Source organism: Niallia sp. 03133, from assembly GCF_052663225.1.
The window spans coordinates 445,776-465,901 of the sequence record NZ_JBQTCY010000001.1; the positions used below are offsets into that span (position 1 = coordinate 445,776).

At 35.6% G+C, this 20,126-nt stretch carries 20 protein-coding genes and 2 pseudogenes; 17 read left to right on the top strand and 5 right to left on the bottom strand.

Features of this window, described 5'->3' with window-relative positions; all coding sequences use genetic code 11:
• The first annotated feature begins 73 nt into the window (after nucleotides 1–73).
• The 3 genes from ACTYBU_RS02205 to ACTYBU_RS02215 all read left to right on the top strand — a co-directional run bounded on the left by ACTYBU_RS02205 (nucleotide 74) and on the right by ACTYBU_RS02215 (nucleotide 4,441).
• Complete coding sequence (locus tag ACTYBU_RS02205) at nucleotides 74–253, top strand: DUF6054 family protein (RefSeq protein ID WP_445486808.1); 180 nt, start codon at nucleotides 74–76, stop codon at nucleotides 251–253.
• Nucleotides 254–439: 186 nt separating this feature from the next.
• Nucleotides 440–1,057 carry a YitT family protein gene (locus ACTYBU_RS02210; RefSeq protein WP_445486809.1) on the top strand — a complete coding sequence of 206 codons (618 nt, stop codon included), beginning with the start codon at nucleotides 440–442 and terminating at the stop codon, nucleotides 1,055–1,057.
• A 348-nt stretch (nucleotides 1,058–1,405) separates the two neighbouring features.
• Nucleotides 1,406–4,441: an efflux RND transporter permease subunit gene (locus tag ACTYBU_RS02215; RefSeq protein ID WP_445486810.1), complete on the top strand. Its 3,036-nt coding sequence runs from the start codon at nucleotides 1,406–1,408 to the stop codon at nucleotides 4,439–4,441.
• A 583-nt stretch (nucleotides 4,442–5,024) separates the two neighbouring features.
• Here the strand turns inward: ACTYBU_RS02215 and ACTYBU_RS02220 are convergent.
• Complete coding sequence (locus ACTYBU_RS02220) at nucleotides 5,025–5,798, bottom strand: class I SAM-dependent methyltransferase (protein WP_445486811.1); 774 nt, start codon at nucleotides 5,796–5,798, stop codon at nucleotides 5,025–5,027.
• Nucleotides 5,799–5,899: 101 nt separating this feature from the next.
• Here ACTYBU_RS02220 and ACTYBU_RS02225 point away from each other — a divergent pair, with 101 nt between their 5' ends.
• The 7 genes and pseudogenes from ACTYBU_RS02225 to ACTYBU_RS02255 all read left to right on the top strand — a co-directional run bounded on the left by ACTYBU_RS02225 (nucleotide 5,900) and on the right by ACTYBU_RS02255 (nucleotide 10,431).
• Nucleotides 5,900–6,793, top strand: a complete 894-nt coding sequence (locus ACTYBU_RS02225; RefSeq protein WP_445486812.1) for a LysR family transcriptional regulator — start codon at nucleotides 5,900–5,902, stop codon at nucleotides 6,791–6,793.
• 46 nt (nucleotides 6,794–6,839) lie between these two features.
• Nucleotides 6,840–7,328, top strand: a pseudogene (locus ACTYBU_RS02230) (GNAT family N-acetyltransferase); the annotation flags it as partial.
• A 42-nt stretch (nucleotides 7,329–7,370) separates the two neighbouring features.
• Nucleotides 7,371–7,634 carry a chorismate mutase gene (locus tag ACTYBU_RS02235; RefSeq protein ID WP_445486882.1) on the top strand — a complete coding sequence of 88 codons (264 nt, stop codon included), beginning with the start codon at nucleotides 7,371–7,373 and terminating at the stop codon, nucleotides 7,632–7,634.
• 43 nt (nucleotides 7,635–7,677) lie between these two features.
• Nucleotides 7,678–8,244: a flavodoxin family protein gene (locus ACTYBU_RS02240; protein ID WP_445486813.1), complete on the top strand. Its 567-nt coding sequence runs from the start codon at nucleotides 7,678–7,680 to the stop codon at nucleotides 8,242–8,244.
• A gap of 32 nt (nucleotides 8,245–8,276) precedes the next feature.
• Nucleotides 8,277–8,738 carry a DinB family protein gene (locus ACTYBU_RS02245; RefSeq protein ID WP_445486814.1) on the top strand — a complete coding sequence of 154 codons (462 nt, stop codon included), beginning with the start codon at nucleotides 8,277–8,279 and terminating at the stop codon, nucleotides 8,736–8,738.
• A gap of 149 nt (nucleotides 8,739–8,887) precedes the next feature.
• Nucleotides 8,888–9,264, top strand: a pseudogene (locus ACTYBU_RS02250) (VOC family protein).
• 591 nt (nucleotides 9,265–9,855) lie between these two features.
• Nucleotides 9,856–10,431 carry a nucleotidyltransferase family protein gene (locus ACTYBU_RS02255; protein ID WP_445486815.1) on the top strand — a complete coding sequence of 192 codons (576 nt, stop codon included), beginning with the start codon at nucleotides 9,856–9,858 and terminating at the stop codon, nucleotides 10,429–10,431.
• Nucleotides 10,432–10,618: 187 nt separating this feature from the next.
• Here the strand turns inward: ACTYBU_RS02255 and ACTYBU_RS02260 are convergent, their stop codons facing one another.
• Entirely contained in the window at nucleotides 10,619–11,821 is a 1,203-nt protein-coding gene (locus tag ACTYBU_RS02260; protein ID WP_445486883.1) for a YhgE/Pip domain-containing protein, read from the bottom strand.
• Nucleotides 11,822–11,994: 173 nt separating this feature from the next.
• Between ACTYBU_RS02260 and ACTYBU_RS02265 the strand changes: the two genes are divergently transcribed.
• From ACTYBU_RS02265 to ACTYBU_RS02285, 5 genes are all read left to right on the top strand, one after another.
• Complete coding sequence (locus tag ACTYBU_RS02265; RefSeq protein ID WP_445486816.1) at nucleotides 11,995–12,603, top strand: TetR/AcrR family transcriptional regulator; 609 nt, start codon at nucleotides 11,995–11,997, stop codon at nucleotides 12,601–12,603.
• Nucleotides 12,604–12,661: 58 nt separating this feature from the next.
• Nucleotides 12,662–13,204, top strand: a complete 543-nt coding sequence (locus tag ACTYBU_RS02270) for an isochorismatase family protein (RefSeq protein WP_445486817.1) — start codon at nucleotides 12,662–12,664, stop codon at nucleotides 13,202–13,204.
• 342 nt (nucleotides 13,205–13,546) lie between these two features.
• A complete protein-coding gene (locus ACTYBU_RS02275) occupies nucleotides 13,547–13,891 on the top strand; it encodes a n-acetylglutamate synthase (RefSeq protein ID WP_445486818.1) in 345 nt (114 codons plus the stop codon).
• Nucleotides 13,892–13,933: 42 nt separating this feature from the next.
• Nucleotides 13,934–14,350, top strand: coding sequence for a GNAT family N-acetyltransferase (locus ACTYBU_RS02280; protein ID WP_445486819.1), 417 nt, complete (start codon nucleotides 13,934–13,936; stop codon nucleotides 14,348–14,350).
• Nucleotides 14,351–14,697: 347 nt separating this feature from the next.
• Nucleotides 14,698–15,162 (top strand): PTS sugar transporter subunit IIA, encoded by a 465-nt coding sequence (locus ACTYBU_RS02285; RefSeq protein ID WP_445486820.1) that lies wholly within the window; start codon nucleotides 14,698–14,700, stop codon nucleotides 15,160–15,162.
• A 57-nt stretch (nucleotides 15,163–15,219) separates the two neighbouring features.
• Here the strand turns inward: ACTYBU_RS02285 and ACTYBU_RS02290 are convergent, their stop codons facing one another.
• The 3 genes from ACTYBU_RS02290 to rpiA all read right to left on the bottom strand — a co-directional run bounded on the left by ACTYBU_RS02290 (nucleotide 15,220) and on the right by rpiA (nucleotide 18,165).
• A complete protein-coding gene (locus ACTYBU_RS02290) occupies nucleotides 15,220–16,035 on the bottom strand; it encodes an HD-GYP domain-containing protein (protein WP_445486821.1) in 816 nt (271 codons plus the stop codon).
• A 475-nt stretch (nucleotides 16,036–16,510) separates the two neighbouring features.
• On the bottom strand, nucleotides 16,511–17,479 hold the full coding sequence (locus tag ACTYBU_RS02295; RefSeq protein ID WP_445486822.1) for a Gfo/Idh/MocA family protein: 969 nt from the start codon (nucleotides 17,477–17,479) through the stop codon (nucleotides 16,511–16,513).
• The gene (rpiA, locus tag ACTYBU_RS02300) at nucleotides 17,476–18,165 is read right to left on the bottom strand and encodes a ribose 5-phosphate isomerase A (protein ID WP_445486823.1); all 690 of its coding nucleotides are present in this window, start codon (nucleotides 18,163–18,165) and stop codon (nucleotides 17,476–17,478) included. The genes ACTYBU_RS02295 and rpiA overlap by 4 nt, the downstream gene beginning before the upstream one ends.
• Before the next feature lie 264 nt (nucleotides 18,166–18,429).
• On the opposite strand from rpiA, the gene ACTYBU_RS02305 reads away from it, so the two are divergent.
• Nucleotides 18,430–19,644: a Bcr/CflA family multidrug efflux MFS transporter gene (locus ACTYBU_RS02305; protein ID WP_445486824.1), complete on the top strand. Its 1,215-nt coding sequence runs from the start codon at nucleotides 18,430–18,432 to the stop codon at nucleotides 19,642–19,644.
• A gap of 22 nt (nucleotides 19,645–19,666) precedes the next feature.
• Nucleotides 19,667–20,125, top strand: coding sequence for a hypothetical protein (locus ACTYBU_RS02310; protein ID WP_445486825.1), 459 nt, complete (start codon nucleotides 19,667–19,669; stop codon nucleotides 20,123–20,125).
• Nucleotide 20,126: the final 1 nt, after the last annotated feature.

Sequence of the window (20,126 nt, forward strand, 5' to 3'; positions counted from 1 at the left end):
TAAAGGTCCGATAAGTTCAACTAACCATCAGTGGGGGATGAAGAAAACCCCCACTGATGGAAAGGTTCACTTTATGCGAAATAGCAATTATGGAAGTTTAACCATTACAATTGATAATTTTAGTATGCACACAAAAGTACATTGTGTTTCTTCCGGTCATTCCCAAGGAGTATTCTTTAAATTTGATTGGGGAGCAGGCAATGATTTTATTAATAGTGTCTGTAATGCTTTAAAACCATATGAAGTAAAATAACTTAATTTTACTATTTTTCAGACAAAAAGGATTCTGCATAATGCATGCTTGATAATAAAAAATGCTTCATTTCATAAATAATCTTCCTGTTATTCATTCTTTTTTATATATAAGGCTTGCATTTTTTATTCTATCATTAATATAGATATCATTACTGATAAGAATAATTTATGTAAGGAGAAATCAATGACAAAGTTATTAAAAATAATAATAGGATGTACGATTGCAGCAATTGGATTGTATGTTTTAAGGCATTCCAATGTTGTTACAGGTGGAACAGCCGGTTTATCGATTAGTATCTCATATTTAACAAATATTCCATTTTCATGGCTGTTTTTTCTTATTAATCTCCCTTTTTATATTTTTTCTTTCTATAGAATGGGTGCGAAATTTACACTTTCCACTATATTTTCTATCACGCTTTTATCCATTTTATCAGGATTAGATCACTTTTTTCCAGTATTTACTATCCCATCCTTTATAGGAGCCATCCTAGGCGGAATCGCAATAGGATTAGGTTTATCCATTCTATTCATGAATCAAGCATCACTAGGCGGAGCAAATATTTTGGCATTATTTCTGCAAAAAAAATACAATTGGAATCCCGGGAAAGTAAATTTTATTTTTGATTTTACAGTCGTATTAGTGGGACTTTACTCCATTGGACTAGTAAAAGGATTATATTCTATTTTGTCAATTGCAGTAACTTCCATCCTTATTGCTTACTTCAAAAATATTATCTCTGAAAAAAATTATGCAGTACATTCCAAAATAACCCTGCAAACGGAAGTTTCTGCAAATTAATTGAAAAGCATCCATTAAAAGCTCTCTTGAATAAAGCTTTTAATAGATGTTTTTTTATTTTTTGATTACTTTGTGAAAAAAAATATAATATAATATAATGGGAATGATTGGAATTTTGTTGACTGAAAAAAGGTATCGTGATTGGAACAAGAGGCGTAAAGGAGTAAAAAAGGAAGTGACAACGATAAAACATGGAATTATCGCTAATATTAAGCCCAAATACATAATAATTTCAGTCCTGAGACCTAGATTCAAATACAGCGTCAGACAGTCCAATGTTTTCCAATTACTAACTAAAATAGGTGAAGTAAAGAAAATAAAAATATAAAAAGTTAGGGGAAATGTACATTGTCTTGGTTTACAAAGTGGGCTTTTCGAAATAAGGCTGCTGTAGGTTTAATCGCTATTATTCTTTTAATTACCGGTACAGTCAGCTATTTTAAATTACCTATGGAATTATTGCCTTCTGCTGATCAGCCATTTTTATCGGTTGTTGTGCTCGGAGAAGGAATGGATACAAAAAGTATGGAAGACCAAGTAACGAAGCCTGTTGAAAATGCTTTGGACACGATTGATGGAAAAGTCAATCTATTTTCTACAACAGGTGATGGTTATTCCACTGTAGAACTTCACTTAGATTCCAAAAAAGATAAAAAAGAAGCAAAAAGAGAAATAGAAGAAGCTTTAGCTAATCTGTCACTTCCTAAAATGGTTTCAAAACCACATGTTGTACTCTTAAATACATCGATGATTCCAGTTTCTTATGTGTCTGTCAGCTTCGATAACGAAGTAACACAAAAGAATATAGAATTTGCAAAAGAGAAAATCATTCCAGAATTTAAAGATATAGACGGTGTATCCAGTGTGCAAACATATGGGACAGTACCTTCCTATGTATCTGTTCAATTAGATCAAACGAAATTATTGAAAAGTCACGTATCATTAGAGCAAGTCATCTCCATTCTACAAGGACAAAATGCTTCTTATTCGATTGGAGAAAAAGTAATTGATAATAAATCAATCAATATGAAAATAGTTGGTACAATTGACAGTTTAGAAAAACTAAAAGATGTAAAAATGAATGATTCTACTTCATTTGATGACATTGCAACCATTCAATTAAAAAAGCAAGAAAATAGTCTAACAAGAGTAAATGGGAAAGACTCGCTTCTATTAGTTATCTCAAAAGACGGAAATTCCAATGCAGTAGCGGTCAGCGATGAAGCAGAAAAAACAGCGAAAGAAATCAGCAAAAAATATAAAGATGTAGATGCAAGGGTGATGATTACTTTTGCTGATACAGTTAAATCCTCTGTTAACAGCATGATGAGGGAAGTATTATTAGGTGCAGCATTTGCAACCATTGTTATCATGCTATTTTTAAGAAACATTCGTTCAACTTTGATCACGATTGTCTCCATTCCGTTGTCACTAGCAATCACTTTATTTTTATTAAAAGTATCTGGTGTTACGTTAAATATATTAACATTAGGTGGAGTTGCGGTAGCGGTCGGAAGGCTTGTTGATGATAGCATTGTTGTTATCGAAAATATTTTTAGAAAAATGCAGCAAAATAAATTTTCCGTCTCGATGATAATAGAAGCTACAAAAGAAGTTGGAGCTGCTATCACGTCCTCCACTTTAACAACAGTTGCAGTATTTTTGCCAATGGGATTATTAGGAGGAAGCTTACAAGATTTTATTTTGCCATTTGCCTTGACGATCACTTATTCGCTATTGGCATCCCTGTTAGTGGCATTAACGGTTGTACCGTTAATGAGTGCAGGCTTATTAAAAAATGCGAAGCTGCATGAACACAAACCATCAAAACGGTTAGAGAAAATTGTAAACTGGTCATTAAACCACAAGGCAATCGTGTTAATTACGGCAATTGTTGTTTTTGGAGGAAGTGTTGCTTCTTATATGCTTCTGCCTAAAGGAACAGTGGATAATTCAAAGCCAGAGTTTGCATCAGTTTTATTAACCTATTCAAATGAAACACCGATAGAAACAGTAAAATCAGAATCAATAAAATTAGAAAAATATATTCTGAAGCAAGAAGGAATAAAAGATGTTTATTTACAGCTTGGAAATGCAGAAGATGCAGCACAATTTGGCCAGGTTAATTCCTCTACTCAGTCTCAGCTGTTAGTAACATTTAAAGATGAAAAGGACATTAGCAAGTTTGTAAAAAACATGCAGAAACAGAAGGGAAATTATCCTAATGCAACCCTAGAAGCCAGCGAGTCTACATTAATGGGAGGAGGACAAACAAGTATCACGATCGATATCGTTGGTGAAGACAGCAAAAAACGTGAAAATACGGCAGAAATGGTAGAAAAAGAAATAGCCGGAATTTCTGGAATTGAAACGCTTACAAGCAATCAGGAAGATAAGAAGCAAATTTACTCATTTGAAGTAAAACCTGGACTAGGAAAAGTGGATCAAATTGCGCAATCAACATCCATGTTAATAAACAGCACACCAATTGGAGCGGTTAACATCAATGGCGAAACAACCGCTGTTCAACTCGAGCCAATGTATAAAATTAATTCAGAACAAGACTTAAAGAAGCTTCCAATCACAACAGAAGCTGGTCCAAAAATATTATCTGATTTAGTTGATATTAGTAAACAAGAGGAGCCTGTTAAGCTTTATCATAAAGACGGCGATCCTTATATTCGTTTAACAGCGGTTATTAATCCAGAAAAAGTATCGGTTATCTCAGATGAAATTAACAAAAAAATAAATGGAGATGGTAAAAGTAAAGGGTTAAAAATACCATCTGATGTAAAAGTATTGATAGGAGGAGCAAGTGCAGATCAGTCAAGTGACTTTAATGATTTATTTATGACAATGCTTGTTTCCATTGGAATTGTGTTTATCATTATGGTCATTACTTTTAAATCAATAAAAGCACCAATTGCGATACTAGCATCTTTGCCGCTTGCTGCAATCGGAGCAATAGCTGGAATTATTATCAGCAGAATATCTGTTGATATAACCGCATTGTTAGGGGCATTAATGCTGATTGGAATCGTTGTAACTAACGCAATCGTACTTTTAGACCGTGTGAAACATAACGAACAGACAATGAAGATAAGAGATGCGGTTGTAGAAGCAGTGCTTGTCAGAATGAGACCAATTTTTATGACCGCAATCGCCACTATTTCTGCGATGCTTCCACTGCTGTTTAAAAAATCGGAAAGCATGAATTTAGTTTCCAGCAGTTTAGCAATAGTCGTTATCGGCGGTTTAGCAGTTGCAACAGTATTAACATTAATTATTATTCCAGTTATATATGAACTTCTTTATTTTAAAAAGTCAAAAAAGCAGCGAATGAATAACAATGCGGTAATAGAGAATAGAACAGAAAATATATAAGCAAAATAGTGATGGTAAGGAAAAAAAGGCTGTTACAAGGAGGTTTTTCACTAGCACAAATAGGGTGGAAACTTTCCAGTAGCAGTCTTTTCTATTTTCATTTAAGTGGTACATCTAACCTTATGCTTTTATCCCACTCTTAACGGGCAGTAAACCCCCGCCTCAAGATTCCTAGAAATCGAGGAAGGTAGGCGTTGAAACTTGTCTGTAAAGGTCCGAACAAAAGAACACAGACTAAGAGCGCCACGTCCTGTGGCACCGTCTGCGTGCCCTACTTCCTGTAGGTCTCAACTAACCATCAGTGGGGGATGCGGAAAACCCCAATGTCATCAACTTGAAATTCCATAAATTGTATTAATATAAAAATTGTTCGTTTGGAGAGGCGTCCGCTCGACTCCTATGGGAATTGCGAGACAGGCGAGACCCCACAGGAGCGTCTGCGACGAGGAGGCTCGGCGCTCGCCCCATGGAAAGCGAGAGGTAAGCCTCGGAAAACCTAACACTTATCCCTACTCCTTAAATAATTTTCCATTTTTTTGAAGTTTAACTTGATGACATTGAGGAAAACCCCCACTGATGAAGTTTACTTTATCCCAATTACGCGAATTCGTTTATAATCAGCTATCCATTCACCATCCGAATATAAAATATCTTTTAAACGATTCACTGTATTTTCAATAACGTGTTGCTGTGCTGCTTCGTCCACCTCTTTAAAAAAGTCGTTCGCAAACATGATTATCCAATTTTTTAAGCCATCTTCCCCGTCTAATTTCGTTGGTCGATCAAAGTGATGGGCAAAAGCAACTCGGAATCCTGCTTTCTCCATAAGGGTGGTATACTCGGCGATGCTTGGAAAATACCATGGAAATAATTCAGATCTGTAGGTTAATCCAGCTTCTTTCATTGAATGAATGACAGCATCGGTTATGGATTGCACATTTCCTTTTCCACCAAATTCAGCTACAAAACGTCCTCCAGGTTTTAAACTTTTATAAATGCAGCTTAGTGCCCCTTCCGGATCTTTTATCCAATGAAGGGTGGCATTTGAAAATACTGCATGAAAATCATGATTAAATTCCATCTCAGTAGCATCTTGTACAAAAAAAGGAATAGTTGGATATTTACTTATAGCCTGGAAAATCATTCTTTCTGATTTATCGATCCCGACAGTATCAATCCCGCAATCTGTTAATTTTTTTGCTAAATCCCCTGTACCGCACCCAAGGTCAAGAATTTTTTCTCCTTGTATTGGATTTAATAACTCGATAACATCATTCCCATATTTTGAAACAAATGAATGGTTTGAATCATATAAAGTGGCATTCCAAGCATCTTTGTAATTTTTGTTTTCGCCCATTATGAAATCTCCTTTGATTTAGCTGTATATTTTTGCTAATTCGATTATAATAAAGAAAATAGATAATGAACATTAACAATAAAAGTAGTTATTAATAACAAATGGTTATTATAAGGAGCATTACAGTGGAAATCAACTTGTTAAAAACATTTATTGTGGCAGCGAAAAATAAAAATTTCCGAAAAACATCAGATGAGCTTTTTTTATCCCAGCCTGCTATTACAAAGCAAATAAGAAAATTGGAAGAAAATCTTAATGTTCCATTGTTTGATCGGACTGGAAAAACGATTTGTCTGACGGAAGCTGGCTATAGCTTTTTGCCATATGCAAAGGAAATCGTCACAAAATATGAGCAGGGATTAGACGATTTTGAATCCTGGAAACAAGGATATAAACGAAAATTAATCATTGCAGCTGCCCCGCAAATTGCTTCCTCTATTTTGCCATCTATATTAAGAAGTTTTATGGATGAAAATCCCGATATAGAAGTGTTGGTTAATGTCCTGAGTTCATTTGAAATAGGGGAGGAAATCAGTGCTGGAAAAGCAGATATAGGCTTGTCCAGAATAGAACCTGTCCAAACAAATATAGATTGCCGCGTAATACACAAAGATCCTGTTTTATTAGTGGGACCAGCTGAAGAGAAAGAATTTCCTTTAGATGAAAAAAATGTTTTGCAAAAATATCGTTTAATTACCCATAATCACCCAGCCTATTGGAACAGCCTTTTAAATGATATTAAGAGAAGCTATCCGGCTGTCCGATTGTTGAAAGTGAATCAAATGGAGGTAACAAAACGATTTATCGAAGCAGGACTGGGGATTTCCTATTTGCCATATTCGATCGTGCAGGAAGAATTGAAGTGGAATAAATTAGTAGAAATAAAAGCGGATAAGGTGATGCTTCCAACTTCCTATACGTATCTTATAACAAAGTTAATTACAAGGGAAGCAACGCCTTTTATTGCGTTTTTACAAGAAAAATTAGAAAGATAGTAAGTAGAATTAGTATAAATATAAAGGATATTGGTGGTAGTAATTTATGAATAAAGAAATTATTGTAAAAGAATATTGCAATGAATATCAAAGTCAAGTGGTTGATTTAATATTGTCGATTCAACAACAGGAATATAATATTTCCATTACAGTAGAGAGGCAGCCGGATTTATTTGCGATAGAATATTTCTATCAAACTGGAATAGGGAATTTTTGGGTGGCTCTATATGATAATAAAGTAATTGGCACAATCAGCCTTTTTGATATTGGCAATAATCAAGCAGCATTAAGGAGAATGTTTGTTCAGAAAGAATACAGAGGCTCCGAATATGAAACAGCCAAACTATTGTTAAATAATGCGATAAAATGGGCGAAGGACAAGTCGATTGAAACGATTCATTTAGGAACAACCATCAACTTTAAAGCAGCTCAGCGTTTCTATGATAAGAATGGTTTTAAACGAATACCCGCAAAAGATTTACCAGATTCTTTTCCGAAAGTGGCAATAGACGACATATTTTACGAGTATATTGTCTCCATAAACAATATTCACAGCATCGAAGAAGTACGAGAAAATATTGATCGAATAGACCGCCAAATTGTCAGCTTAATAAGTGAAAGAAGTGATTATGTAGCCCAAGCAGCACGATTTAAAAAGGATACAGAAGAAGTAAAAGCACCTGATAGAGTGGAAGCAGTGATTGGAAAAGTGAGAACATTAGCAGAGCAGAACAATGTAAGTCCATCTTTAATTGAGCAAGTCTATCGAACGATGATTGCTTGTTTTATTGAAGAAGAGTTGGATGAGCATTCAAAGATCATACAAGAGAAAAAAGCATAGTGATGTTATTGGTTAAATATGGATGAATATAGGGTGAAGGTAAATGAAAATACTTGGTTTAGCTTTTAGTTCAAGAAAAGCAGGGAATTCTTCCAAAATGCTTTATTATTGTCTAAGTAAATTGAAGCATAATATGCATGAAACGGAACTTATTCATGTGCATGATTTAGACATGAATCCATGCGGTAAATGTAATTATGAATGCTGTAAAAAAGAAGATTGTCCTATTCACGATGATCTTCCTGCACTATTTGCAAAATGTTTAGATGCTGACCTATTGCTGTTTGCTTTGCCGACCTATTGTGGACATTTGCCTTCCACCTATTTTATGTTTTCAGAAAGATCACAAGCTCTTTTGGCAAATGAAACAATCTATGAAGAGGGAATTCTAAAAAAAGTAAATTTTATATTCATTGGAAATATAATTGCTGGTGCAGATATGTCTTCACATGAAGCCCTTTATTCTTTTGCTGGGAAAAGCTTTTTTCCGGAAACTATTTTAATTTCTTCTAGGGATTATAATCGAAAACCAATTAATGGAGATTTAATAGAATTAGAGCAGGTGCAAGATAAATTGGAGCGATTTGTTGATAGGTTATTGCAAAAGTAGGCTGAAAGCATAAAACAATATGGGAGGATGCCATGCTTAAATTTTTCGAATATAACTGGCAAGTTAGAGATGAATGGTTTGACTGGTGTCAGCAACTAACGATAGAAGAGCTGTTAAAGAAACGAATTGGTGGAATAGAAAGCATCTTACATACCCTTTTTCATATTATGGATGTGGAATATAGTTGGATTCGAGCGATTCAAGGAAAAGAAGATGTTGTCCTCTCCTTTAATGAATATCAAAATCTAGAAAAACTTAAAGCTCTTTCCGATGTATTTCGGAGTGAAATAGTGAGCTTTTTACAGGCTAGTTCTTCTGAAACCCAAGATAAGCTTATTTCTGTCGCATGGGAAGAAGAGAAACATAGCAGAAGTGCTATATTGCACCATGTCATTGCACACGAAATTCATCATATTGGCCAGCTGTCTGTTTGGGCAAGAGAAGTGCAATTAGAACCAGTATCGGCGAATTTTATTCGAAGGGGATTACTATAGTTTTTGTAGGTTAATAGGCAACGGCAACATTCCTTTTTTTTAAATGAATGGATAAGAGTACCTTATGCTGCTTGAGAAGAAAAAGCTGTTTTTCTTCTTGAATACGGTGTTCTACTATTTAAGGTAGAAAAGTAGATAGGGGGAATATGATGAGTTTTCATATTAAAGCGATTGATCATATTCAGCTTGCGGCACCAAAGGAAAGTGAAGAGAAAGCCAGACAATTTTTTCGTGATATTCTGGGAATGAAAGAAATAGAAAAACCAGAAGAGTTGCGAAAAAAAGGCGGTGTTTGGTTTGTTTTTGGGAACTACCACTCCATATAGGTGTAGAAGATCCTTTTTCACCAGCAAAAAAAGCACACCCAGCATTTGAAGTAGAACAAATTAACGAATTAAAAGCTTATTTAATAAAAAATCATGTAACTATTATAGAAGATGAGATGCTGCCAGGTGCAACTAGATTTTATGCCGCAGATCCATTTGGAAATCGTTTGGAATTTTTAGAGTGGATAATAGATGCATAGGGTTTAAGTGAATTTATTTATCCCACTCTTAACGGGCAGTAAAACCCTCACCTCAAGATGCAGAGAAATCGAGGAAGCTAGGTGGGGGAAAACTGCCCGCAAAGGTCCGATAAGCTCAACTAACCATCAGTGGGGGATGAAGAAAATCCCCACTGATGGAAGGTTCACTTTATGCAATAGGAGAATACAAGATTAACTAGAGCGATGCTAAACAGAATAGGCATTGCTCTTTTTATCCCACTCTTAACGGGCAGTAAGACCCCCACCTCGGGGATGTTGAGAAATCGAGGAAGCTAGGTGGGGGAAAACTGCCCGTAAAGGTCCGATAAGTTCAACTAACCATCAGTGGGGGATGAAGAAAACCCCCCTGATGGAAAGGTTCACTTTATACAATCATTTTAATAAAAAAGAATTGATTTAGTAAATAAAGGAATTTGCTTATAAAGAAAGATTACTAACTGATTATCCTATTTTGAATAAGAGATGGCATCAGGTATGGAAATATGCTTGAAAAGGGAAAGAACGTATTGGGATTTATGTAATGAACAGCTGAAGTGAATACATATGATAGCAATTGAAAGGAAGGATAGAATGCAAATAACTACGGAAGAACAAATAACCCAATTAGTTCAACAAGATAAATGGATGATGGTTATATTAAATGCAGCAAAAACTTTAGATTTGCCAGATTGGTGGATATGCGCAGGCTTTGTACGGGCAAAAATTTGGGATGCATTACATGGATTTCATGAAAGAACTTCGATTCCAGATATTGATGTTATCTATTTTGATCCTGCAAATATAGATGAATCAGCAGAAAAGAAATTAGAGTTGGAGCTGCGTTCCATTCTTCCAACTATTCCATGGTCGGTAAAAAATGAGGCTAGAATGCATGTGGCAAGCAATATGCCGCCTTATAATTCTTCTGTTGATGCCATATCAAAATTTCCAGAGACGGCAACAGCTTTAGGAGTAAAATTAGATAACGAGAATAAAGTTGTTTTAACTGCTCCGTGTGGAATTGAAGATGTTCTTCGTATGGAAATCAGACCAACAGTTTATTTTATAGAAAATAAAGAAAGAGCAGCAATTTTTAAAGAGAGGATCGAAAAAAAGAATTGGATATCCACTTGGTATATGGTGAAAGTGGTGGAGGAAAATTTTTAAGACGACGGCGAGAAAACCGAGTGCAAAGGCAGAAAAACCTGAGGAACGCGGAAAAAAATCAAGGCATCGGGGAAGTAGCTAATTTATTCGTAAATTTTGAGCATAGAGTTTTGTATAATTGCCATAAAATAATGCAAAAAAGCTTCTTCTGCATAAGAAAGAAGCTTTTTTGTGATCACATACTAATTTAAATCATTTCTGCATCCGTTACAGCAACCTTTTCTTCTTTTTTCTTTGGAGCTGGTTTTAGCACAGATACGAACAGAATAATCAAGCTAACAATCCCAATTCCTGTTAATGCGGCTACTGGGTGGTTCCAGCTTAATCCTTTATGAAAGAAAAATAATTCTCGAAGTCCGTCTACCATAAATCGCATTGGCAGCCAAGGATGGATCCAATCCTTATAAAAAGCGGGCATAAGTTCTGGAGCCATTGCCAACAGCGGAGCACCAAAGAAAAGGGTAAGTGCAGAGATAGGGATAGCAATAAAACCGATCCAAGACATAAGAGCAGAAATCATAAAGTAAAAGCTAAGATACGTAATAGAGATAAATAAAGCTGTATCGAATAATTGAGGTACTTCCAGTCCAAGCACTCCATCAGCAAACCATGTTAATCCAAAACCAACAATAAGTGAGAGGGCCAACCCAATAACAACCTGCATTAGTTTAGCAAGCAGTTTTGCTTTGCGATTGGATAAAATGGTCTTTTGCAGCCCGAGAAAAACTAAAACAGAACCAATCAAGCTCGCCATCCATACAGGCTGAAACAAGGATACAGGCGCATTACCATTTGCACTGTGAGAACCTACTTTATTAACATTGATTAAATTCGTTTTTATTGGATTAAACAATGTGGAAACTTGTTGTGTTGTAAGTGTCATGCCTGCTTTTTCATAATTCTTTAAAGCTTCATCACGAATATTACTGTTGATATTTGCTACTACTCCATTAAGTATTTGTACTGCAATATTGGAGACAGTATAGTTCATTCCTTGATTCACATATAATGTAATACTAGGCAAGGAAGGATTTTCTGTTTGTAGCGTTAGTTGTTTTTGGCTGAAATCACTTGGAATAATAAGCGCTGCATAATAATCCTGGTTATTAAGTCCTGATTTTACCTGTTTCTCATTATCTACTTGGATCCACTTGATAGCTGGGTCATCATTCGATTTTGCATTGCTTGCTTTTTTTATGCTGCTGACAATATTTTCACCCAAATTTACCTTCGTTTGATTGGGAAAATCCGCTCCTTTATCTGCGTTTACAATTGCTATAGGCAAATTTTTTGGAGCAGGGTGAATAGAAGGAATGAATGTAAGGCTGAAAATCGCCATTACAGCAATGACAATAATGGGTGTTAAGGCAATTATTTTTTGCTTAAAAATAGTCAAAATAATAAACTCCTCTCATAAATGGACATGATGTTGATTAATTATCACTATGTTAATTATAATAAGTTTAGAATGGAAAACAATAATCAAAAGCATGGTGAGTTGTTTAATAATGAACATAAAATCGCTTTCTTGTTCATTAAATATGAATATAAGGAGAAATTAAATTGTCAGAGCCAACAATAGATCGCAGAGTACTTCGAACGAAAAGGATGATAAGAGATGCATTAACAGAGCTAATGGAGAATAAAGGATTTGATGGTATTACAGTACGTGATTTAACAGAAAAAGCAGATATAAATCGAGGTACCTTTTATTTGCATTACCGAGATAAATACGATTTGCTGGAACAGAGCGAAGAGGAGATTTTAGCAGTTTTAAAAATAAAACAAAGTCGTATGAAAGAACTAAGTATTGAAGATGTTTATGAATATCATGCCAAAAATGAACCACTGCCATTTGTAGTTCAAGTATTTGAATATTTAAAAGAAAATGCTGCGTTTATGAGGGTGGTATTAGGGCCAAAAGGGGATCCTTCTTTCCAGGAAAAATTAAAAGATGTAATGAAAAATAATTTGCTCCTTCATATCATTAATAAAACAAAAAAAGAGGAATTGCTTGTTCCTATAGAAATTTTTTCTGCTTATGTCATGGCGGCACATATCGGTGTTATCCAGCATTGGCTAAACAGCGGGATGGAAGAATCACCAGAAGAAATTGCTTCTATTTTATTTAAAATGACTTTTATGGGACCACGAACTGCAATTGGCTTGTAACTAGAAAGTGAACCTTTCCATCAGTGGGGATGAAGAAAACCATAGGAAGGTGAAATATGTGAAGGCACTCTTAGTTATTGATGTACAAAACGGTATCGTTAATATTGGGGATTTCAAAGAAGAACTTTCATTGATGGAAAGTGTGATTAAGGGTTTCAAAGAAAGTAGCAGTCCAGTAATCTTTATGAGACATTTTGATGATTCGGAAGAAAGTCCGCTGTATAAGGGGTCTATTGGTTCTGAATTACATAGTTCATTAAAAGGCTATGCTGACTATGTACTTGAGAAACAAACACCAAGTTCATTCTTCCGTACTGAACTATCTAAAACGTTAGAAAAATTAGGAGTAAATCATCTTTTTATTATTGGTTTTGAGACAGAATTTTGTTGTATGTTTACGGCTATTTCCGCATTTGATAGAGGGTATAAAGTGACATTTATTGAGAATGCAACTGGAACAGGGAATACAGAGGAAACATACGACATGCAGGGGTTAGACATTAAAGATTTTGTTGGAAAAGTGCTACGCTGGTCAAATGTTATGGAAGTATTAGACTACACGGAATATGTAGAAAAATACAAAGCTGAGAATACTAATTGAGAAAAGGGATGTTCATTCATCCTTTTTTTAAAACAACAAAGTTTACTAAATTAGCTTTCTATAAAAAACGACAGGAAATAAGTGACTTCAATTATTGAAAGTATGGTAAAATAAGGATTTATATGAAAGTTCTGTTAGTAAAAATAGAAAGAAGAGGGGAAGGGGGATAACGATTAGAAAAAAATCTAAGAAAATATGGTTCGTTTTAACAGTGCTATTATTGATTGCCTTCAGTGCTTTGTTTTTATCGATTTAAACGTATTTAACGGAAATGCAAAAGAATTCGCTGAGTATGGAACTGCAAAAAAAAATAGATGAATAGATAGATAGGAGGAAGACGATATGATTCATTATGATGGCAGAAAATTTGTTTCCGTTCAAAATACGGAGAACGGAGAAGTTTCATCGCAAACATTTTTCAACTATAAGCAGGAAGGTAATATTCTATCTGCAGCATACAGCGGCGGTGAAATTATTCAAGGAACACTGATTGGTATTGTAAAGGAAGATGGTAGTTTAGAGTTTCGATATAATCATGTAAACAAGAAAAATGAAATTAGAGGAGGTAAATGCATATCAACTCCTGAAATCCTAGAAGATGGACGCATTCGATTACATGAAAATTGGAAATGGATGGATGAAGATGAAACAGAGGGAAATTCCATTATTGATGAAGTGAAGGCTTAAAGTTTGTCTCATTAGAAATAAGGTATAAAGGAAGAAGGAAGCATGAAGGAGCTTGAACAGAAGGAAACAAATCCTAGTATGGAAGACTATATTCTACTGCATCAAACAACTGGCTGGAATGCGAATGGGCTTTATACATATGAACAGCTTTATCAGGCAATCTGCAATAGTTGGTACAGCATTTCTATCTATCATCATAAGAAATTAGTAGGGTTTGGGAGAATTGTTTCTGATGGCATCTACCAAACATTTATTTGCGACGTAATGGTTCATCCAGATTACCAAAACCAAGGAATTGGAAGAAAAGTAATGGAAATCTTACTGGGAAAATGCAATGAAGAGGGAATTAAATGGGTGCAGCTCTTCTCTGCAAAAGGAAAACAAGAATTTTATAAAAAACTCGGGTTTACAGAAAGAGACAATGAGGCTCCTGGAATGTCGCTATTTTGGAATGAATAATCCCCGCTCTAACGCGGGGATTATGTTTTGGAGGCAAATAAAAACGAATCTTTTATTTTTTAACTTCAACCCAAGCTAAATTAATACCAGATGTGTTTGAATGACAGCAAAATAGCATTTCCATCAATAGATTGAGGCAGTTAATCATAAATAGTGATTTAGCTATTTCAGGGGTGCCAAGAGCAATGCGGTATTAAAGTGTGAAAATGCCTTAAGGTACACTTCCTCACAATGAAAGAAAATAACGATGCAGAGAAGAAAAATATATTTTTTACTTCTATGCAGGAATTAAGAAAAATTAAGCGAACCAATTTAAGTAGAAAGAAAAAAGTGCAGGAGGTTTATTCATGTTTAAAAACTTTTTTAAAAGAAAAGAAGAAAATAAACTAGAATTTTTACAACCTTTGGAAGGAAAATTACTAGCTATTGAAGAAGTTCCAGATCCTGTATTTTCTCAAAAAATGATGGGAGATGGCTTTGCTATCGATCCTGCAAATGGAATATTAATTGCTCCTTTTGATGGGGAAGTAATAAGTGTATTTCCGACAAAACATGCGATAAGTTTATCTTCTTCAACTGGGAAAGAGCTGCTGATTCATGTAGGACTTGATACGGTAACGTTAAAAGGGGAAGGTTTTACGACGTTTGTAAAAGAGGGAGATAAAATAAAACAAGGGCAAAAGCTAATGGAAATTGATTTTGATTCGATTAAAACAAAAGTTCCATCCATTATTACACCGATCGTTTTTACAAATTTACAAGAAAATGAAAAGGTTATGATGGAAGAGGGAACAATTACACTTTCGTCATGAAGTAAAAAAGTGTTATAGAGCTGATCTCTGTAACACTTTTTTCATCCATCATCATCATTATTTTGCTTCGTCTTTTACTCTCACCACTTTTTTCAAAAAGATAGAAACTAGTGTGGCATCTAATTTTTTTCCTGCCATATTCCTTAAAATTCCCGCTGCTATTTCTGCCGGCATGCCTTTTCGATAGGGGCGGTCTGAGGTAAGAGCATCCCATACATCAGCAACAGCGATAATTTTTGCCTGAATTGGTATTTCTTCTCCTTTTAGGCCAAACGGGTAACCGGTACCATCAACTGCTTCATGATGGTACTTAATTCCAGGCATGATTACAGAAAGATTTTCAATCGGTTCAATGATTTTTGCGCCAGTCAGTGGATGTTTTTGAATAATTTTATATTCTTCTTCTGTTAGTTTCCCAGGTTTATTTAATACTTCTTCGGGCACAGCTATTTTTCCAATATCATGTATTAAGCTTGCCCATTTAATATTTGTTTCTTCCGTACGTGACAGCTTTAATTCTCTGCTAAGCGCAACAGCTAATTTCATCACATTGATACAATGGCCATTTGTATATTTGTCTCTTGCTTCTGTCGCTTTCGCTAATGAGGAAATAATCGATGTTCCTATTTCATCTAAATATTTTTGCTGCTTCCGAAAGCGTTCGAACAGCAATCCTGCTAAAAAACCAAAAGAAGCAAAAAAAACTAAACGCAGTTCCCAATTTACGGAAGTCTGCTGAATATTGTGGATAACATCAAAAGGCATAAGCGGTCCGACTAAAAGTCCAGCAGCTATTCCAACAAGTAAGCCTCCGAATCTTCCAAATCCATATGCAGTTAAAATAATCGAAAAATAAAATAAATGTGCATACACACTTGAAGAACCATTTTGGATATAAACAAGGAGCCAGGTTAATAGGAGTGTGAAGGTGATGATGCTGGCAAATGCAAAGTGGTGTTCACGAAGTTGAGTAAGTATATTCTTTTTTTCCTATTCATTTTTCACCTCCTCAAGCTATTGTTCTTGCTGCTTGAATAGATAGGTTCATAGTAATGTACTTAAGTATCTAAATATCTAAATCTAATTCAATAATGTATCATACAATTATTTCAAGTGCAAGCGAATATTAACATATGTAAATAATTATTAGGGTAAGGGTAGACTGTCACAAAGTGGACAAATAAAAGCAGGGGATTTTTTGAATTTCAGAAGGCAGTTTTAGGAGGGTACTACGAAAGGTACGCTTGCCTCTTGGTTTCAAGTTAAGTGTTGATTTCCTGGCTGATGTATAGCACATACATAATAGACAAGCGTTCTTCATTAAGCTTTATCCTAAAGAGAAAATGAATTATTCAAATGGATAAACGATTCCCCATTTATTTCGAACTTCTGTCATAATATCCATAACATCTAATGACAAATCCAACGTTTCTTTGCTGCTCTTATTTTGAATGTATTTTTCCATATCTTCGATTTCATAATGCAAAGCTTTTGCTGTGTCGCCAGCTTCTATTTTTTCTTGTGATCCATCAAGATATGTAATGGTTGCTTTTTGTGCTCGTGGGAAATTCTCAACAGTGATATAGCCTAAATCACCTGCTACGACACCAAGCTTTGGCATTTTCGCTCTCATTGTCAGTGTTATTACGGCCATTTCATTATCCCCATTTTTTAAAACAATGCCGGATTGTTCATCCACACCTGTTTCAAATTCTTTAACGGTTGTAATAATTTCATGTGGCTGGCTGGTAAGAAAGAATCGTGTAAAGGATAGTGCATATGTACCAATATCTAAAAGTGCTCCGCCAGCTAAATCTTTATTAAAAAATCGATTGGATGCATCGTTTTCTTTACAGCTTCCAAACGAAACCGTAACCATTTTTAAAGTACCGATTTTTCCAGATTGAACGACTTCGCGAAGCTGTTTAAATAACGGCATATGATAGATGGTCATTGCTTCTGCTACAATTAACTGTTTTTCTTCTGCTAAGCGCACAATTTCATCTAATTGCTTACTATTTACAGTGATTGCTTTTTCACAGAGTACATGTTTATTATTTTCTAAGCTTTGTATGATATATTCATAGTGGTTCGAATGAGGGGTGGAAATATAGACAACATCTATTTTTTCATCTTGAAGCATTTCTTCGTAGTCACCGTACGCTTTTTCTACATGATACTTTTTGGCGAATTGTTCGGCCTTTTCTAATGTTCGTGATCCTACGGCATAAATAATGCCGTTCATTTCATTAACCGCTTCTGCAAATTCTGCTGCAATTGTTCCAGGTCCTAAAATAGCCCAATTTAATTTCATCATGCTATCACCCCATTGTTATTTTTGGAGATTACTTGAAAACCAGTTTCTGTTGCAATAAGTAGTTTCGTTACTTCTTTTGTAAATAAAGATGTTTCCACTACGCCGCTAATTGATTTCAACTTCGTTTGAAGAATCTCAAAATCCTCTGTTTTTTCAAAGTGGACGTCCATTAATAAATTTCCATTGTCACTTATGGTGTAGCCATCTTTTTCTGCCGAATGGCGAATAGTAGGTGATCCGCCAATGTCACGAATTATTTTTTGAACAAATGTTAAACTGTCTTCTAAAATTTCTAAAACAACTGGATATTTATTTGTCAATGATGAGACAAATTTGCTTTCATCGATGAGAAGGATATACTCATCTGCCATACTGGCAATAAGCTTTTCTTTTGTATGAATGCCACCGCCGCTTTTTAAAGCATAAAGCTGTTCATCGACTTCATCACAGCCATCAAATGCAACAGAAACTTTCTCTACACTGCTTGTAGGAAGCACCTCTAATCCACGTTTTATGCAAAGCGTTTTCGTTTTCGCGGAAGGGGTTACAATTTTTACCGAAAGGTTGGCAGATTGAATATATTCGATTAAATAAGCAATGGTGCTGCCACCCCCTAATCCGATGATTGTATTTGGCTGAATAAATTGCAGCGCTTCCTTGGCACACCGTTTTTTAATATTGTCCATGTTACTTTTCACCTCCAAATATGTATTTCAATTCCACTCTAAGTTTATGCCTCCTGTTTTTTTCTGTCAATTAATTAAACTAATAGTTTTTGAGTGAAAATAGGATGCAGATAATCGTGTCGATAGTTATTCATATGTTTTTATTATAGAATATTTAGGGTATAGAAATATTTTTGATTTTCAAGTGTTTTTTATCTATTCAAAATAGTGAATGGCATGTAAAATAATGAAGGGTAAAAAATTTAATAATAAGGTGGAATACAATTGGATAAAGCCAAAGACACAAAGCGGATCAGATTAGCATTGCTGCTTGGATCACTTGCTATTTTAGGTCCGTTCACTATTGATATGTATTTGCCATCTTTTCCAACAATAGTAATAACGTATCAAACGAACGCCTCTTTCGTACAAATCAGTTTAACGACTTGTCTTTTGGGACTTGGTCTTGGCCAATTGATCATTGGTCCCATGAGTGATGTACAGGGGCGGAAGAAACCATTGCGCTTATTTTTGATTTTATATTTTTTGGCATCCATAGCATGTACATTTGCTCCAACTATTGCTTTTTTTATTGGAGCTCGATTTGTGCAAGGTTTTGCCGCTGCAGCAGGGCTCGTTATTTCACGGGCAATTGTTCGGGATGTTTATAGCGGGAAAGAACTGACGAAGTTTTTTGCTTTATTGATGCTTATCAATAATCTTGGACCAATTATTGCTCCTGTGGCAGGCAGCAGTGTACTCTCTCTAACAGAATGGAAGGGTGTTTTTGTTGTCTTGGCTGGTGTGGGCATTATTTTATTTTTGATGGTTACCGCTAGATTAGAAGAAACGCTGCCTAAGGAGAGAAGAGTGCCAAGCAATATTTCTCAAACAGTAAAGAATTTTGGCACCTTATTTAAAGACAGGCAATTTATTGGGTATGCCCTAACACAAGGTTTTATCGTTGCTGGGGTATTTGCTTATGTATCAGGCACACCTTTTGTTTATCAGAATATATACCAAGTTTCACCACAAACCTTTAGTTTGTTATTTGGAATGAATGGAATTGCTTTAATGATTGGAACTCAACTAGTCGGCCGTTTTACCGATGTTATTCCTGAGAAAACCTTTTTGAAAATCGGCTTGTTTATTTCAAATCTTGCTGGAATCTTATTAATAACAGCTATTATATTAGAAGCACCGCTCCTGGCTATTATAATTCCTATTTTCTTTTATGTTTCATCTATCGGGATTATCTCGACAACCTCCTTTTCCTTAGCAATGGAATCACAAGGGCATATTGCAGGAAGTGCTTCGGCATTATTAGGATTATTGCCATTTATGCTAGGATCGTTAACAGCGCCGCTTGTTGGTATAGCAGGAGATGGAACCGCTGTTCCAATGGGAGTCATTATGTTTTCTGCTAGTTTTATTGCCATGCTTTCGTTTTTTGTTTTAGTTAGAAAAGGAAAAAGAGTTATGCCTGTTTCTAGAATATGAAACGATGTTCAACTGCTGAATTTTGAGTTTAGCAGTTTTTTTGTGCGGAAAACCAGAGGGAAGCGGCGGAAAAACGGAGGGAAGCGGCGGAAAAACGGAGGGAAGCGGCGGAAAAAGCGGAGGATGCGGCGGAAAAACGGAGGGAAGCGGCGGAAAAAGTGAGGGTGCGGCGGAAAAACGGAGGGAAGCGGCGGAAAAAGTGAGGGTGCGGCGGAAAAACGGAGGGAAGCGGCGGAAAAAGCGGATGAAGCGGCGGAAAAACGGAGGGAAGCGGCGGAAAAACGGGAGGAAGCGGCGGAAAAACGGAGGGGTGCGGCGGAAAAAGCGGAGGAAGCGGCGGAAAAACGGAGGGAAGCGGCGGAAAAACGGAGGATGCGGCGGAAAAACTGGAGGATGCAGAAAAAAACCAGAGGATGCTACGAGAAAAACGAGGGAAGTGTTGAGATGGACAAAAAGGAGAACATTGAAAATGAATTTCTAGT